The 17,038-nt window shown below is 49.6% G+C and carries 16 protein-coding genes and 3 tRNA genes; 11 read left to right on the top strand and 8 right to left on the bottom strand.

Annotated features, from left to right (window positions below; all coding sequences use genetic code 11):
• From OFAG_RS12710 to dacB, 6 genes are all read right to left on the bottom strand, one after another.
• Positions 1-281: GTP-binding protein (locus OFAG_RS12710; RefSeq protein WP_020994761.1), on the bottom strand; the 281-nt coding region annotated here is incomplete at its 3' end.
• 82 nt (positions 282-363) lie between these two features.
• A tRNA-Thr gene (locus tag OFAG_RS02415) sits at positions 364-438 on the bottom strand.
• Between the two features lie 25 nt (positions 439-463).
• Positions 464-537: transfer RNA gene (locus OFAG_RS02410), tRNA-Gly, on the bottom strand.
• A gap of 29 nt (positions 538-566) precedes the next feature.
• Positions 567-652: transfer RNA gene (locus OFAG_RS02405), tRNA-Tyr, on the bottom strand.
• Positions 653-904: 252 nt separating this feature from the next.
• Positions 905-1,171, bottom strand: coding sequence for a hypothetical protein (locus tag OFAG_RS13640; protein WP_147617728.1), 267 nt, complete (start codon positions 1,169-1,171; stop codon positions 905-907).
• A 395-nt stretch (positions 1,172-1,566) separates the two neighbouring features.
• Positions 1,567-2,928 carry a D-alanyl-D-alanine carboxypeptidase/D-alanyl-D-alanine endopeptidase gene (gene dacB, locus OFAG_RS02400; protein ID WP_147617781.1) on the bottom strand — a complete coding sequence of 454 codons (1,362 nt, stop codon included), beginning with the start codon at positions 2,926-2,928 and terminating at the stop codon, positions 1,567-1,569.
• Between the two features lie 327 nt (positions 2,929-3,255).
• Here dacB and OFAG_RS02395 point away from each other — a divergent pair, with 327 nt between their 5' ends.
• From OFAG_RS02395 to groL, 5 genes are all read left to right on the top strand, one after another.
• Entirely contained in the window at positions 3,256-3,555 is a 300-nt protein-coding gene (locus OFAG_RS02395) for a FeoA family protein (RefSeq protein WP_020994758.1), read from the top strand.
• The gene (feoB, locus tag OFAG_RS02390; protein WP_005878771.1) at positions 3,542-5,437 is read left to right on the top strand and encodes a ferrous iron transporter B; all 1,896 of its coding nucleotides are present in this window, start codon (positions 3,542-3,544) and stop codon (positions 5,435-5,437) included. Before OFAG_RS02395 ends, feoB begins: the two co-directional genes overlap by 14 nt.
• A gap of 1 nt (position 5,438) precedes the next feature.
• A complete protein-coding gene (locus tag OFAG_RS02385; RefSeq protein WP_020994757.1) occupies positions 5,439-5,711 on the top strand; it encodes a hypothetical protein in 273 nt (90 codons plus the stop codon).
• Between the two features lie 244 nt (positions 5,712-5,955).
• Positions 5,956-6,246, top strand: a complete 291-nt coding sequence (groES, locus tag OFAG_RS02380; protein ID WP_005878770.1) for a co-chaperone GroES — start codon at positions 5,956-5,958, stop codon at positions 6,244-6,246.
• Between the two features lie 59 nt (positions 6,247-6,305).
• Positions 6,306-7,952, top strand: coding sequence for a chaperonin GroEL (groL, locus tag OFAG_RS02375; RefSeq protein ID WP_005878769.1), 1,647 nt, complete (start codon positions 6,306-6,308; stop codon positions 7,950-7,952).
• A gap of 63 nt (positions 7,953-8,015) precedes the next feature.
• Here the strand turns inward: groL and OFAG_RS02370 are convergent, their stop codons facing one another.
• Positions 8,016-8,516 carry a MarR family winged helix-turn-helix transcriptional regulator gene (locus OFAG_RS02370; RefSeq protein ID WP_005878768.1) on the bottom strand — a complete coding sequence of 167 codons (501 nt, stop codon included), beginning with the start codon at positions 8,514-8,516 and terminating at the stop codon, positions 8,016-8,018.
• Positions 8,517-8,603: 87 nt separating this feature from the next.
• Between OFAG_RS02370 and OFAG_RS02365 the strand changes: the two genes are divergently transcribed.
• Positions 8,604-9,953 (top strand): chloride channel protein, encoded by a 1,350-nt coding sequence (locus OFAG_RS02365; protein ID WP_147617727.1) that lies wholly within the window; start codon positions 8,604-8,606, stop codon positions 9,951-9,953.
• A 61-nt stretch (positions 9,954-10,014) separates the two neighbouring features.
• On the opposite strand, the gene fur is transcribed toward OFAG_RS02365, so the two are convergent.
• Entirely contained in the window at positions 10,015-10,434 is a 420-nt protein-coding gene (fur, locus tag OFAG_RS02360; RefSeq protein WP_040719445.1) for a ferric iron uptake transcriptional regulator, read from the bottom strand.
• Positions 10,435-10,836: 402 nt separating this feature from the next.
• On the opposite strand from fur, the gene OFAG_RS14270 reads away from it, so the two are divergent.
• The 5 genes from OFAG_RS14270 to holA all read left to right on the top strand — a co-directional run bounded on the left by OFAG_RS14270 (position 10,837) and on the right by holA (position 17,017).
• Positions 10,837-11,799, top strand: coding sequence for an outer membrane protein assembly factor BamE (locus OFAG_RS14270; RefSeq protein WP_231371651.1), 963 nt, complete (start codon positions 10,837-10,839; stop codon positions 11,797-11,799).
• A complete protein-coding gene (dapB, locus tag OFAG_RS02345; RefSeq protein ID WP_005878764.1) occupies positions 11,796-12,602 on the top strand; it encodes a 4-hydroxy-tetrahydrodipicolinate reductase in 807 nt (268 codons plus the stop codon). The genes OFAG_RS14270 and dapB overlap by 4 nt, the downstream gene beginning before the upstream one ends.
• Positions 12,603-12,735: 133 nt before the next feature.
• Positions 12,736-15,375 carry a leucine--tRNA ligase gene (gene leuS / locus OFAG_RS02340; RefSeq protein WP_005878763.1) on the top strand — a complete coding sequence of 880 codons (2,640 nt, stop codon included), beginning with the start codon at positions 12,736-12,738 and terminating at the stop codon, positions 15,373-15,375.
• A gap of 32 nt (positions 15,376-15,407) precedes the next feature.
• Positions 15,408-15,974 (top strand): LPS-assembly lipoprotein LptE, encoded by a 567-nt coding sequence (locus tag OFAG_RS02335; RefSeq protein WP_005878762.1) that lies wholly within the window; start codon positions 15,408-15,410, stop codon positions 15,972-15,974.
• Positions 15,975-16,000: 26 nt separating this feature from the next.
• Entirely contained in the window at positions 16,001-17,017 is a 1,017-nt protein-coding gene (holA, locus tag OFAG_RS02330) for a DNA polymerase III subunit delta (protein ID WP_005878761.1), read from the top strand.
• Positions 17,018-17,038 lie beyond the last annotated feature (21 nt).

Below are 17,038 nucleotides of genomic sequence, written 5' to 3'. Positions count from 1 at the left end.
GTGATCATGTTTTTGATGTAGTCGGCGTGGCCCGGGCAGTCTACGTGGGCGTAGTGCCGGTTGGCGGTTTCGTATTCAACGTGCGCGGTGTTGATGGTGATCCCACGCGCTTTTTCTTCCGGCGCCGCGTCAATCTGGTCGTAGCCTTTGGCTTCCCCACCAAATTTCTTGGACAATACGGTCGCTATCGCCGCCGTCAGGGTGGTCTTGCCATGGTCCACGTGACCAATTGTTCCTACGTTTACGTGCGGCTTCGTCCGCTCATACTTGCTCTTTGCCATTTTCAACTCCTAACCAATGAAGAGAATACCAAGACCACGCCATTTATGCGCTGCACACCCACTTTTCGAAAATCACAATCTCTGGTGCCCTTGACGTGGATTGAACACGTGGCCTCTCCCTTACCAAGGGAGTGCTCTACCACTGAGCTACAAGGGCAACTAAAACTTAAGCAAACCGAAGATGGAGCGGGCGAAGGGAATCGAACCCTCGTCTTAAGCTTGGAAGGCTTCGGCTCTACCATTGAGCTACACCCGCACTCGCTTGACCTTCATTTTGCATAACCTTGGTGGAGAGGGCTGGATTCGAACCAGCGTACTCGTAAGAGGGCAGATTTACAGTCTGCTGCCATTAACCACTCGGCCACCTCTCCGCAGAAACTTCAAATTATGTCAGAAACATCCAGACAAGTCAATGGAAAAATTCCTGACAAACAACATGCATGCCATTGAATTAACCGGTGATTATACGCCAGAAATTCCTGAAAAGTCATTTAACAGAAGCAGTTACCTCAAACAAACGCATCAATAGGCAAAAAAACGACAACTCTTCAATACGCTTTACGGCCACCCTTCCGGCTACACCCTGTCTCCGATTCCTCGTTTATTCTGCATGGAACCGGACTTCAACGATGGCGTCGATAAGGGTGTCTGTTTCCCCGGTACCTTGGTTTATGCCAATAATGCGAGGTATGCCGCACTACTACTGCCTTCGTTGCGTGAGGATAAACAACGACCGGCGCCGAATGCACAACAGCGGTTACCGGAATGGCCGGGTTTGCATAAACCACGACAGGCGGCGGAGCCGCTACCACAGGAACGCCGACATTGACTGACCAATACGTATTTCCGGCGTTAGCCGCCATAGTCACCAGAAACAAGCCTGCCGCCATGAAAACTGGTCCCAACCGTAAAAACCACTTTGTATTCCCCATTTGAATCACCTCTTTCGACAATCGACGATTTTATGAGAAACATTAAAACTGAATGTGTGCGTGCGGCCTAGATTGAAACTGTAAGAGTTGTAACATTTTATTTCGCCAATTCCGGTAACAAGGGGCAAATCGCAAAAAAACAGGAAAGGCTACCGTTAAATGACCGGAACAGGGATAATAGCAGGTTGTACGTTCGGCTTTTTCCTACCAAACTGAAAACTATGGCGCAAGAACAAAAACCCAAAAAAACCGGCTGGATGACCACCTTTTTAAGAGGACTGGCGATCTTTTTTCTCCTCATGGCCGTCTATTACTTTACCAAAGCCTGGCTTTTCTGAAGATGCCGGCGCATGTCAGCCATTCTCATAAGCCCAGCTTAACAACCGGTTCAATACTTGCCGTCCCGCCTTGGCATTGGGATGATTGATCATGCAAACGATCAGATACCGGCGGCCGCTTTTTGCAAGCACATAGCCCGCTATCGCCCTGACATCGTTTATCGCACCTGTCTTGATGTGGGCTTTTCCGGCAATCGGATCGTCTCTTAACCGTTTCGACATAGTACCGTCACGACCGGCAATCGGGAGCGACGAAACCAGTTCGGGCATCACCGGCGACATGAATGCAGCATTGAGAATTTCAGCCATCGTCAAGGGACTTATTCTTTCTTCACGCGAAAGTCCCGAACCGTTTTCCACAACCAGTCCATTTGCGCTGATTCCTTTTTGGGTCAGCCAGTTCCCGATCACTGCAATACCTTGTTCGATTGTGGCGCCTGTTCCATAAAATTTCTCCCCCAGCGTCAGCAATAACTGGCGTGCCATAACGTTGTTACTGTATTTGTTCACCGCGGAAACAACCAGACCGAGCTCTTGAGACGTCCACTCGGCTTTCAGAACGGCATCAGCCGGAAGCAATCCTTCTTCAACTTGCCCCTTAAACACTCCTCCCGACTCACGCCACAATTTCACAAAAACACTTTCGAAATAACGTCTGTCACTCATCTGGTAAGGATGTATTGCCCAGGTTCTTATCCCGCACGCCAAAGGATATTCCCCTTCAAAATAAGCGATTTTGTCATCAAAATGGACAGTTATTCCATTTTTCCAGTCACCACAAGCCGAACTGGCCGCAACAGGCGGAACAATCGTGATTCCCTCCATGCGTGGCTCCAGTACTACTTCAACTTCATCCTTGTCTCCATGTGGCGCAAAATACACATCAATTCTTTTTTCATTCAGAAGCAGTCCGTCCGGCCCCGCGTTATAAGGTTTTAAAGGCGCGTCGTCAAAAACGGAGGCATCGAAATTTATTCTCCCGAATACACTTCTGTCGAGCACGACCTTTCCGCGAATTTCCCGGATACCGGAATCCTGAATTTTCCGGATGAAAAGCCAGAGATCTTTTTGTGAAAACGAAGGATCGCCGCTTCCCCTGATAATCAAATCGCCATACAGAATGCCATGCCTGACCTCCCCGGTAATGTAAGCACCGGTCTGCCAAGTGAAGGAAGGGCCAAGTAATTCAAGCGCAGCGTAAGTGGTTAGCACTTTCATGGTTGACGCCGGATGAAAAACCGTTCCAGCATTATGCAAAACTTTTGGCTCCGACAAGCCAATCGGCTGTATCACGATCCCGACGGCTTCTTCCGGAATACCTGCCCGCTGAAATTCGCTCGCTATCTCTACAGGCAGTTCCTGGGCACAAACAGCCATTCCGAAAGAAAAAATGCCTAAAATTCCCCAAAAAAATGCCCTTATTTTTTTCAGATTTTGTTCACTTTTCTTTGTCATGAAAATCTCAAACCATGAATTCCAACAATGTTTTCCCCCGACCGTCCCGCCATTCATTTCCCGTTCAACCCATATGCTACGAAGTCCGGAATATTCTCTCATTTTCCAGCAAAAGACGAGCTTACTTGATATAGGTATATAAAACAGAGCGATCTACAGTTGTTTTTTTTGGCAGAAACGTTTATATTGAGAATCATTATCATTCATGAATAATTTTATTTCTCATTCTTATCGGTAAGTTTCGTTTAAATGTCCCAACCACCTTCAACATTTTTGAAAACGGCTGCCATCAGCAATCTGGCACAATTGAGAAAAGGCGATTCGGCCACAGTCATCGGTCTGGCAGATGATGAGGGATCAGCCGCCACTTTCATGAAAAACCGGTTGCAAGAGCTCGGATTCACACCGGGAGAACGCATTCATGTTCATGCCGAAGCCTTTCCTTGCAAAGACCCGATGGCAATCAGAGTAGGAAATTCCATTTTCGCTCTTCGTCGCCGAGAGGCAGCCAGAATATACATCGCTCAAAACGATAATGAATCCGACTGATCGCGAAATCGGCCTCCTAAAAAAATCCGCATCATTTCGTTCAATTGCTCTGGTTGGAAATCCAAACAGTGGCAAAACCGCTCTTTTCAACCGTCTGACAGGATCGCATCAAAAAGTCGCCAACTACGCAGGCGTCACCGTCGAACGCAAAGAAGGCGATATGAAAACGGACAATGGCCAGCGATTCCACATCATTGACTTGCCCGGCATATACAGCCTGACTCCACTGACGCAGGATGAAGAAATCACCCGGAAAGCACTGTTGGAAAAAACGGACGATACACCGATCGACCTGATCGTTTATGTCGCCGATGCCACCAACCTGAAAAGAAGCCTGAAACTGATTCTTGACGTCATTGCATTAGGTTATCCGACGATTCTGGCGTTGAACATGATCGATCTTGCCCGAAAAAGAGGGCAAATCATCGATCTGGAATTATTGCAAGACGAACTCGGCATACCTGTTGTCGAAACCGTTGCCGTTGAACCAGGAGGGATCGAAGCGCTTATCGACCTTTTAGAAAAAGGTGACGTCTTTGTTAACCTAACCCCAGCGCCAGGAACGAAAAAACCTCTGCTTGAAAATCGTTCGTCCTCTTTCGAATCCCGAAGAATTCTGGAAGCCGTCATAAAAAGAAATGCCGACACTTACCCCCTGAATCAAAAAATCGATTCCATCGTTTTGCATCCCGTTTTTGGTTTTCCGATTCTGATCGCCATTTTGTTTTTCATGTTCCAGGCCGTTTTCAGTTGGGCGGAAATGCCGATGGAATGGATCGAAACGGGCATCGATACAGTCGGTTCCCTGTTCACTTTGTGGCTACCGGAAGGCGTTTTGCGCAGCCTGATTGTCGACGGGATTATTGCCGGTGTAGGCAGCATTATTGTCTTTCTTCCGCAAATTCTGATTCTGTTCTTTTTCATTCTCATCCTGGAAGAGTCCGGATATCTGCCGCGCGCCGCTTTTATGCTGGATAAACTGATGAGCAAAATCGGCCTGTCCGGTCACGCTTTCATACCGCTTCTTTCCAGTTTTGCCTGCGCTGTTCCCGGAATTATGGCAACGCGAACCATAAAAAACCGCAAGGACAAAATCATCACTATTCTGATTGCGCCGTTGATGACCTGTTCGGCACGCCTGCCCGTTTATTCACTGATTATTGCCGCATTCATACCCGACAAGACAGTAGGCATTTTCAACTTCCAAGGACTGGTACTGTTCGGGTTGTACATCAGCGGCATCCTTGCCGCTGTTCTAATCGCCTGGATACTTAGCCGTCTGCTGGGAAAAAACGATTACCAGCCTCTTCTGATGGAATTGCCGTCTTATCATTTGCCCCGAATCCGCAACATCGCTATCGGTTTGTGGGAGAGAGCCCGCATTTTTCTTGTACGTGTCAGTACCGTCATATTCGCCACATCCGTTCTGCTATGGGTACTTTCCACTTATCCCACACCTCCTGAAGGAGCTGCCGGTGCCGCCATTGAATACAGTTTCGCAGGACAGCTGGGACACTGGCTGGAATACATCGTCCGGCCTATCGGTTTCAACTGGCAAATAGCAGTTTCCCTGATTCCTGGCATGGCCGCAAGAGAAATCGCCGTCAGTGCATTAGGTACCGTTTATGCCCTTTCAGCAAGCGGCGACGACCTTTCTGTTGCGCTGACTTCGCTCATCTCGTCAAGCTGGAGTCTGCCGACAGCCCTATCTCTTCTGGCCTGGTTTGTTTTCGCGCCACAGTGTTTCGCCACCCTGGGCGTCATCCGGCGTGAAACCAATTCCTGGTGGACAATGTCATTTGCAGCAGCGTATCTTTTTGGACTCGCCTATCTGGCTTCCTTGGCCACTTATCACATCAGCCGTTTTTTATTGGGATGTTGAGATGCAGGAACTCATCGTTCTTTTTATTGTCACACTCTCCTGCTGTATTCTGTACAAATACAGCTTCCCCTGCCTTTGGAAATACCGGATACGTCTCGGCTTGTCCCGATTGAGCGCCTATCTGCATGCCGACACGCTGGCCGGAAAAATCCATCCGGGAGACAAACCGAAAGGATCGGTCTACAGTTGCCACGGCTGCCGCAACTGTCACACACTGCAAAAAACAAGTACCCGACCCATCAGAATTTTCCGAAAAAAAGAATCGGGCGATTAATTTTTTCCTTTCAGAGGTTTTCTGTCCCGATCTGCAGGATTTGTGTTTTCGCACAAAGTAAAAAAAATTCTTTCCTTTATCTTGAAATCTTCAAAGGCCGCCCCTATACTTAGCACTCGTTACAAGAGAGTGCTAATAAACTCACTTGAATTCCGGATTTCGGGAGACAAAGGTTTAAGGTGGCCTGATACAGGTTCAGGCTTTTATCTCACAAACACAATAAATTGATTTATAAGGAATTGTTATGAAACTTCGTCCTTTGCAAGACCGCATTATCGTCAAACGTGTCGATCAGGAAAAAACTACCGCATCCGGTATCGTCATTCCTGACGCAGCAGCGGAAAAACCGGACCAAGGCGAAGTCATCGCCGTTGGCAATGGCAAGGTTCTGGAAGATGGCAAAGTTTTGCCGCTTGACGTAAAAGTCGGCGACATGGTTCTTTTCGGAAAATATTCCGGACAGACCGTCAAAGTCGACGGTGAAGAGCTGCTCGTCATGCACGAATCCGATGTAATGGCGATCATCCAGCAATGATTGCATACACAGTCTTTAAGGACTTGGTAAAGCGTACAAATTTATATTAGGAGAATTTCATGTCATCTAAAGAAGTCGTATTCGGCGATAGCGGCCGCAATAAAATGGTTGAAGGCGTCAACATTCTGGCCGACGCCGTCAAAGTAACACTCGGCCCCAAAGGTAGAAATGTCGTTCTAGAACGTACCTGGGGCGCACCGACCATTACCAAAGACGGCGTTTCTGTCGCCAAGGAAATTGAGCTGAAAGACAAGCTCATGAATATGGGCGCACAAATGGTCAAGGAAGTCGCTTCCAAAACCAGTGACAACGCCGGTGACGGCACCACGACTGCCACTGTCCTGGCGCAAGCTATCGTTCGCGAAGGGATGAAATATGTGGCTGCGGGCATGAACCCGATGGATCTGAAACGCGGTATCGACAAAGCGGTGGAAGCTACCATTGAAGAACTGAAAAAAATCGCGAAACCCTGTACCACCAGCAAGGAAATCGCACAGGTCGGTTCCATTTCCGCCAACAGCGATCACTCCATTGGCGAACGTATTGCCGAAGCTATGGAAAAAGTCGGCAAGGAAGGCGTCATCACGATTGAAGACGGCAAGTCTTTGAACGATGAACTGGATATTGTTGAAGGTATGCAGTTCGACCGTGGTTATCTCTCCCCCTACTTCATCAATAACGCCGACAAACAGGTTGTTGCACTCGACAATCCCTACATTCTGTTGTGTGAAAAGAAAATCTCCAATATCCGCGATCTGCTGCCGGTACTGGAACAGGTTGCCAAAGCGAGCCGTCCGCTTCTGATCATTGCCGAAGATGTGGAAGGCGAAGCGCTGGCTACGCTCGTTGTCAACAATATCCGGGGCATTCTGAAAACCTGTGCTGTCAAGGCTCCGGGCTTTGGCGACCGCCGAAAAGCCATGCTGGAAGACATCGCTATCCTGACAGGCGGCCAGGTCATTGCCGAAGAAGTCGGCCTGACGCTGGAAAACGCTTCCTTAGAACAGCTGGGTCAAGCCAAACGTGTCGAAGTCAACAAGGAAAACACGACCATCATCGACGGTGCTGGCAAAGCTGACGCCATCGAAGCGCGTGTCAAACAGGTTCGGGTCCAGATGGAAGAAGCCACTTCCGACTACGACAAGGAAAAACTGCAGGAACGTATCGCGAAACTGGCAGGCGGTGTAGCCGTTATCAAGGTCGGCGCTGCTACCGAAGTGGAAATGAAAGAAAAGAAAGCACGTGTTGAAGATGCACTGCATGCAACCCGTGCCGCTGTTGAAGAAGGCATCGTTCCCGGCGGTGGCGTTGCTCTGTTGCGTGCCCGCGCCAACGTCAACGTCAAGGGCGATAATGCGGATCAGGAAGCCGGAGTGCATATCGTCATGCGCGCTCTGGAAGAACCTCTGCGCATGATCGTTCACAATGCCGGTGAAGAAGCTTCCGTCGTGGTCAACAAGGTTATCGAAGGTTCGGGAAACTTCGGTTATAACGCAGCCAATGACACCTATGGCGACATGGTCGAAATGGGTGTTGTCGATCCTGCAAAAGTAACCCGTTCCGCCTTGCAAAACGCTGCATCAATCTCCGCACTGATGCTGACGACCGATTGCATGGTCTTTGACATTCCGGAAGAAAAACCGGCTCCTGACATGGGTGGAATGGGCGGTATGGGTGGAATGGGAGGCATGGGCGGAATGATGTAATTCCCTCTTTCCAGAAACCCTTGTTCCATTCAAAAGCCTGCAAGTATCACGCTTGCAGGCTTTTTACATCGTAAACGGCAAAGGCTGCAACGCAAACTCTTCATCCACCTGTGAAATACTTTCGAGCAGAACGTCCAGCGTTTCACCCAGCCGCCTCAAATCTTCAGGCTCCATTTGAGACAGGGCTTCCGGCAACAAACCTCTCGTCAGTTCTGGTGCTTTCAATAACAAAGCCTCCCCCTGTTGCGTCAGGGACAGATTTACAATTCGCTGGTCCGTCGGCCAACGTGTTTTACAGACCATATTTTTTTTCTCCAGTACATCCAGCAAATTACTGGCCGTCGTTTGGTGGATAGCCAGCAACCGGGCAATTTCTCCTACCCGCAATCCCGGCTTTCTATCAATTTCTTTCATAATCCACAATTGCGCGCCTGAAACTCCCAGTATTTTTTCGACTTTTTGGGAATATTTCTGTGCCGAACGAACGATGACTCTGAACTTCTGAAGAATGTCCAGATACTGCGTCCCACCTGCAACAGCGATTGAAGACAACCTGTCTTTCATCGGATTGTTCTCCCGAAGAGTAATAAGAACTTGAAATATATTTGCTCGAATATAATAATGCTAAGAACCTGCGAAATAGAACAAATCATGTTATTTCCTCATTTCGACCCGCCTCATCTGACCAAACGTGTCATCGTACAAAAAACGGCACGATACTGGAGACGTACCTGTGCGTGGATTCTGGCTCCTATTCTGATTGGTCTGGCCGGTGTCGGCATGGCGGAAGCCAGCGATTATGCCTTTGAACTCAATACCTGGATTGTTACGCATGTTCCCTGGGCTTCGATTATCTACATGCCGGTTGGCTTCGCCCTTATCGTCTATATCGCCAGACGCTTTTTTCCGGGTACCCAGGGCAGCGGAATCCCCCAAACCATCGCCGTCATAGATGACCCGGACCACAAGAAAAAAAGCGACCTGCTTTCCCTGAAAATCCTGTTTGGAAAAATCGCCATGCTTTTGGGTGGATTGACGCTCGGTGCCTCAATCGGGCGAGAAGGGCCAACCGTTCAGGTCGGCGCTTCCATCATGCATGCCTTCTATGGCTACGGAACACTCAAGACAGCGGAACAGAGACGAATGCTGGCACTGTCGGGCGGGGCTGCCGGGATCGCTGCCGCTTTCAATACACCGATGGCCGGCATCATGTTCGCCATGGAAGAATTGACCAAAAAATATATCTTCAATGCACACAGCCCTACTCTGCTGACCGTCATCCTGTCCGGACTTATTTCCATAGCCCTTGTCGGAAATTATACTTATTTCGGCTATACCAACGAATCCCTCGCTTTGCTGACAAACATTCCCGCCATTCTCGTTTGCGGAATTGCCGGTGGCGTTATCGGTGGACTGTTCAGCCTGATCGTCCAGAAAATTTCAGTCACACCACCGCAAAGAATCAAAAAAGTCATTCAGGAACATCCTCTTGCTTTCGCCGCAGCCTGCGGTCTGATTGTTGCCATTTTAGGATTGCTGACTGACGGAACAGTTTATGGCACTGGCTATCAACCGACCCGGCTGACCTTGGAGAGCGACACCACTTTTCTGGTCTGGTATTACGGCGCTGCCAAATTCATCGCCACTCTCGTTTCAACCTTAAGCGGCATTCCCGGCGGCCTGTTTGCGCCGACTTTGTCGGTCGGCGCCGGCATCGGCGACAACGTATATGCCCTTTTCCCCGGCCTTGCGCCCCACGGCGCCATCATTATTCTTGTCATGGCCGCCTATCTTTCCGGCGTAACCCGATCACCGTTGACTTCTTTCATTATTACGATGGAGATGACAGGAAGCCACCAGATGCTGCTGTCTCTGATGGCCGTTTCCCTCCTGGCCAGCCTGGTTTCGAAATATGTCAGCCCGGAACCGCTTTACCACGCCCTGGCCAAGAAGTTCGAATATGTTCCTGAAGCAAAAGAAGTACCGGCCAAGGCATCCTGAAACGCCCAGAAATAATAAAAAGCCGTGAAACTCACGGCTTTTTCATGTCCATCCTCCTGCCCTATTTTTGTCGGCATTTAATGCAGCGTCCATAAATCGCCAGAGTATGATCGACAATGTCAAAACCCTTTTCGGCCGCAATGTCATGTTGCCTTTTTTCGATTTCGTCATCGTGAAATTCCTCAACCCTTCCACAATCGACACAAACAATATGGTCGTGGTGGGTACCTTCATTCAGTTCGAAAACCGCCTTGCCGGTTTCGAAATAATTCCGTGATAATATCCCGGCCTGTTCGAACTGCGTCAATACGCGATAAACTGTCGCCAGTCCGATTTCCAGATTGTCGGACAAAAGCAGCCGGTAAACGTCTTCGGCACTTAAATGACGCTCGGCATTCTTTTGAAAAATGTTGAGAATTTTCAATCGGGGAAGTGTGGCTTTAAGACCCGTTGCTTTCAAGTCGGCAGGATTATTACTCATCATTTTGAGAAGTTTATAAATTCAAAATTGGTTCTGTACTATTCTAGTATCTGCTTTATCATATAGTGTTTGTTAAATCTGCTCAATAAATTGCTCTTGGGATTCAACTTCGTGATGCATAAAAAAATGGCCAGCTTGTGGCGATATCTTCGCGCACCGGTACTGCTAACATCGGCAACTGTTCTGGTAATCGGTTGCGCCTCCAAAAATCCTTTGATTGACGAAAGTGATCCTATCGAAAACACCAAGCCTGTCTCTGTCGAGACAGAAAAAAAGCCGGTTGCGAACATCCCCGGCCAACGAAGCCCCTCAGAAAATGAAATATCAGAATCAGTTGTCAGTAAACAACCTGAAAAGGTAACAACTGAAGCTGAAAATGAACTGAATACAAAACCGACAGGCATGAAAAAATGGCTGAGCATGCTGACGCCCTACAAAGTCAATGTCCAGCAGGGAAATTTCATTTCCGCCGAAATGCTGGCCAAAGTGCAGCCAGGCATGACCAAGGAACAGGTCCGTTTTGTGTTGGGAACCCCTCTTTTAACCGATATGTTTCACGCCAATCGCTGGGATTACCTGTTCCGCCTTCAAAAACCCAACGGAGCCATAACGACTAACAGGTTAGTGATTTTCTTTACCGACAATCTCGTTGAACGCATGACAAGCGACCATTTGCCGGATGAAGCGGCCTATCTGTCCCATATCACCTCCGACGATGAACCCTCAGAAAACGACAAAAAGGAAGCCAGGATCGAAAAAAACGGACAGGAAGTAAAAACATCTTCGGAAACGACAGGGTCAAACAGCAATATAGCGCCTGTCAATGTACCGGAATCATCTCCTGTTTCCAAGCCGGTCAGCGCTCCTGAACCCGTCAGCGCTCCTGAACCCGTCAGCGCTCCTGAACCGGTCAGCGCCCCCGAACCGGTCAGCGCCCCCGAACCGGTCAGCGCTCCTGAACCCGTCAGCGCTCCTGAACCCGTCAGCGCCCCCGAACCGGTCAGCGCTCCTGAACCGGTCAGCGCTCCCGAACCGGTCAGCGCTCCCGAACCGGTCAGCGCCCCCGAACCGGTCAGCGCTCCCGAACCCATCAGCGCTCCTGAACCCGTCAGCGCTCCCGAACCCGTCAGCGTTCCTGAACCCGTCAGCGCTTCTGTGACGAATACGGTTTCCGGGCGGCCAAACCGGATAAAACGCCCTGTTAGCAGAAGTTCGACTCAGGAGTCGAGACAAAACGATACGGAAGAAACCGGTAATGACTCCTCGGAAAATATCGGAACTTTCGAACCTATCAGCACGCCGAGCCGGATAGGCAGGATGCTGCCGCCATCGCCGAATGACCAATTGATCGGAAATATCCAATGAATAAAATGAAAATCGCCATTGCAGGGGCAAATGGCCGCATGGGCCACATGTTGATCGAAGCCGTTCTGAAAGCGGAAGATGCCATACTGACCGGTGCGCTCGACGCATCGAATTCTCCTGGCCTCGGCAATGATGCCGGCATGTTTCTGGGCGAGAAAACAGGCGTGCCGATCGTATCCGACATGAATAAAGCATTCAGGGACGCCGAATATGTTATCGATTTCACCCGCCCTGCCGGTACACTCGAACATCTCGCTTATTGTGCTGCCCATCAAATCAAAATGATCATTGGCACAACCGGTTTCGATGAAAACGGGAAAAAAGCCATCGCAGCAGCCTCGACATCAATTCCTGTCGTATTCGCCCCGAACATGAGCGTAGGTGTGAACGTCACCATGAAATTACTGGAAATCGCGGCAAAGAATTTTGCCGAAGGATACGACATTGAAGTGATAGAAGCGCATCACAGGCATAAAGTGGATGCCCCTTCGGGAACCGCACTGAAAATGGGCGAAGTGATTGCCAAAGCTATCGGTCGCGACCTCGGGGAATGCGCCATTTATGCCCGGGAAGGCATTACTGGAGAACGCGATCCATCAACAATCGGTTTTTCGACAATAAGGGGCGGCGATATCGTAGGCGATCACACGGTTCTTTTTGCCGGAACCGGCGAACGTATCGAAATAACCCACAAATCGGCCAGCCGCGCCACTTATGCACAAGGCAGCCTGCGTGCAGCCCGTTTTCTCACTGACAAAACGAGCGGCCTCTTCGATATGCAAGACGTTCTCCACTTGAAATAAACAGAAAAAATGCTGCCGGGCAGAAACAGTTTTGTCCTGCCCGGCAACCTCAAATGCGCAGCACATCCGATCCTCGTATTATCATAATGGTTTCCATCCGGAACCGAACAACCCTTATTTACTGTAGTTCATCATGCAAGACAAATATAGCCATGCAGAAGTAGAAAAAACTGCACAGGATCAATGGGAATCCATAAAAGCCTATAAAACCGTTGAAAACGATCCGCGCTTTCCGAAAGGAAAATTTTACGCCTGCTCCATGTTGCCATACCCTTCCGGAAGGCTGCATATGGGACATGTGCGCAACTATACAATCAACGACGTTATGTATCGTTATTTGCGCATGAACGGTTATAACGTGCTGATGCCAATGGGATGGGACGCCTTCGGCATGCCGGCCGAAAATGCCGCGATGGCACACGGCATACCGCCAGCCGAATGGACATACTCCAACATCGCCCACATGAAAAGCCAGATGGCATCCATGGGACTGGCTATCGACTGGACCCGTGAAATGACGGCCTGCAAACCGGAATATTACAAGTGGAACCAGTGGATGTTCCTCAAAATGCTGGAAAAAGGCATTATTTATCAGAAAACCGGAACAGTGAACTGGGATCCGGTCGATCAGACAGTACTGGCAAATGAACAAGTCATTGATGGACGTGGATGGCGTTCCGGCGCACTGATCGAAAAACGTGAAATACCGATGTATTACGCACGCATCACCGATTACGCGGAAGAGTTGCTGGATTACGTCACCCATAAATTGCCGGGATGGCCTGAACGGGTGCGCACCATGCAGATCAACTGGATTGGCAAATCGGAAGGCGTCCGTTTTGCTTTCTTGCACGACATTCAGGACACAGACGGCAAACTGATCGGCGACGGCAAACTCTGGGTTTTCACAACGCGCGCTGACACCATCAAAGGCGTGACTTTCTGTACCGTCGCTCCCGAACACGATCTCGCCCGTTTTGCAGCAAAAAGCAATCCGGAACTGGCCGAATTTATCGAGGAATGCAAAAGAGGCAGCGTTATCGAAGCCGACATGGCAACGATGGAAAAGAAAGGTATGCCGACAGGCCTTTTCGTCCGCCATCCCCTGACCAATCAGCTGGTTGAAGTCTGGGTCGGCAACTACGTCCTGATGAGCTATGGCGATGGCGCCGTCATGGCGGTTCCGGCCCACGATGAACGGGATTTCGAATTCGCCCACAAATACGGTCTGCCGATCAGACAGGTCATTGATGTCGAAGGCAAAACCTTCATGGAAGAAGTCTGGCACGACTGGTATGCAGACAAGGAACACGGGAAATGCATCAATTCGGGCCGTTTTGACGGACTGAATCATCAGGAAGCGGTCGATGCCATTGCTGCCGTGCTGGCGGAAAAGGGGCTCGGCGAGAAGAAAGTGACCTACCGCTTGCGTGATTGGGGCATTTCCCGCCAACGTTACTGGGGTACGCCTATCCCCATCGTTCACTGTCCGGATTGCGGAGCCGTGCCCGTTCCCGAAGAGGATCTTCCTGTTTTGCTGCCTGAAGACTGTATTCCTGACGGATCGGGCAATCCTCTTGCAAAAGACGAAAAATTCATCAATACAACCTGTCCACATTGCGGGAAACCGGCAAGACGTGAAACGGATACCATGGATACCTTCGTCGATTCCTGCTGGTATTTCATGCGTTACTGCTCCCCGGGTTCGGACAAATCCATGGTTGACGAAAGAAACGATTACTGGATGCCGATGGACCAGTACATCGGCGGCATCGAACATGCCGTCATGCATTTGCTATACGCCCGTTTCTGGACCAAAGTCATGCGCGATCTCGGACTGGTGAAATTCGATGAACCTTTTGTCAGGTTGCTGACGCAGGGTATGGTTCTTAATGAAACCTACTATCGCGAAGACGCTGCCGGTAAAAAAACCTGGTTCAACCCGGAAGAAATCGAACTGCAACTGGATGAAAAAGGACGGCCGGTTTCTGCAAGACTCATATCCGATGGCCAGCCTGTCAGTATTGGGGGCATTGAAAAAATGTCCAAATCGAAAAACAACGGCATTGATCCCCAAACCCAAATCGACCAGTATGGCGCCGACACCGCCCGACTGTTCACCATGTTTGCCTCTCCTCCGGAACAGACTCTCGAATGGTCTGGATCGGGCGTGGAAGGAGCCAGCCGTTTCCTGCGGCGTGTCTGGGCATTCGCTTACCGCAACAGGGATATCGTCGTGACAGCCAATCCATCTCTTCCGGCAAGACTTCCGGATTCGTTGAAAGAATTGAGACGCGATATCCATCAGGTTCTGCAACAGGCCAACCAGGACTATGCCCGTATTCAATACAACACTGTCGTTTCGGCATGCATGAAGATGCTGAATACGCTTGAAGCGGCAAAACCCGACAGCTCGCCTGAATTTGCAAGCGTCTTGCGGGAAACCCTGTCCATCTTCCTGAAAGTACTTTATCCGGTCGTTCCGCATATTACGTATGTCATCTGGAAAGAACTGGGATACGCAGACAAGGAAGGCGATCTTCTTGATACGGATTGGCCACAAGTCGACCCGGCAGCACTGGAACAAGATGAAATTGGAATGGTTGTACAGGTGAACGGCAAATTGCGCGGCAATATCCGGGTGCCCAAGTCGGCAGATAAATCCCTCATTGAAAAGATCGCACTGGAAAATGAAAGCGTTGCAAAATTTGTTACAGGAATTCCGAAACGGATCATTGTCGTGCCGAACAAGCTGGTCAATATCGTTGTCTGATACCGTATCGAAAACTGTTAATGGAAATTAAAATGAAATCGAATCGTTTATATCACTGGGCGGCTGTTTTTATAATAGCTGCCTTACTGGCTTCATGTGGTTTCCATTTACGCGGCAACTATGATTTTACATTTTCTACACTGTACATTGATTTTCCCCAAAACTCGCATACTGCCCGTCTTCTCAAACGATTGATCAGGGGTATGGATCTGACAAAAATCGTCAACAATCCCAAGGAGGCCGAGGTCATTCTGTCTGCCATCTCCGAATCTACCCAGAAAGAGGTCCTTTCCTATAACTCCCAAGGTCGTGCCCGTGAATATTCCCTCTATTACAATCTTGAATTCACGGCCAGAACAGCACAGGGAAAAATCTTGATAGAACCGACAAAAATTTCCCTTCGCAGGACGATGACATACGACGATTCGCAAGCGCTTTCCAAGGAAAACGAAGAAATCATGCTTTACAAAGATATGCAATCTGACATGGCACAGCAAATACTGCGGCGGCTGGCTTTCATAAAATTGACGGAAGAAGACAAACATGCCGCTTCAGCTCCAGCAGCCGAGACAGAACCGGCCATCCCATCCACTCCATAAGACATCTGAATCCGCGCCCCGATTGTATGTTTCTCAAATATGAAACACTGGAATCTCACCTGAACAAAGAGCTTGCCTCTTTATACGTCCTGACGGGTGACGAGCATCTTCTGTTGCTGGAAGCGGCAGACATGATCCGCAAGGCAGCCCGTGACAGGCACTTCGGCGAGCGGGAAATCCTCACTGTCGAACGGGGTTTCAAATGGGGCCAGCTTCATGCTGCCAACAATGCCATGTCCCTTTTCGGAGGCCGAAAACTCATTGAACTGCGCATACCGGGAGGCAAACCCGGAAAAGAAGGCAGCCAGACTTTGCAGGAATACGCAGCCGAACTGAATCCGGACAATGTCACGCTGATCACGCTTCCCAAACTGGATTGGGCATCGCAGAAAACGGCCTGGGTCAGCGCGTTGCAAAAGAACGGCATTTACATTGAAATTCCCTCCATCGAATTGTCCAGGCTGGGTAACTGGATATCGGAACGGCTGAAAAAACAGAACCAGACGGCCAACAAACAAGGCATCGATTTTCTGGTGGAACGCGTCGAAGGCAACCTGCTGGCTGCCCATCAGGAAATTCAGAAACTCGGCTTGCTTTATCCCGAAGGCGAACTCGGTTTCGAACAAATCTGCAACTCCGTCCTGAACGTGGCCCGCTACGACATATTCAAACTTAACGAAGCCATGCTGGGAGGAAACCGCGCCCGTTTTATCCGGATGATGGAGGGACTGAAAGGAGAAGGCGAACCGCTTCCGCTCATTCTCTGGACATTTACCGAAGAAATCCGGACTCTTCTGAAATGCAAGACCGCTCTTGAAAGCGGGCAGACTTTCCCGGCCACGGCAAAAACTCTTCGTTTAAGAGGACAGCGGGAAAAACTCATCCAGATGGCGGTGAACAGGCTTGAAAAAAAAGATTTGCAAATCGCCCTGCAACAAACAGCCCAAATCGATAAAATCATCAAGGGGCTGCGATCCGATTCGTGGATGGATGACGCCTGGGACGCCCTGATGCAGCTTGGCCTGTTCATTGCCCGTACTTGAACGAATATCAATGGAATGGTA

This window comes from Oxalobacter paraformigenes (assembly GCF_000158475.2).
Lineage (GTDB): Bacteria > Pseudomonadota > Gammaproteobacteria > Burkholderiales > Burkholderiaceae_D > Oxalobacter > Oxalobacter paraformigenes.
The sequence above is the reverse complement of the archived record's forward strand: the minus strand, read 5'-3'. Positions and strand labels throughout refer to the sequence as shown.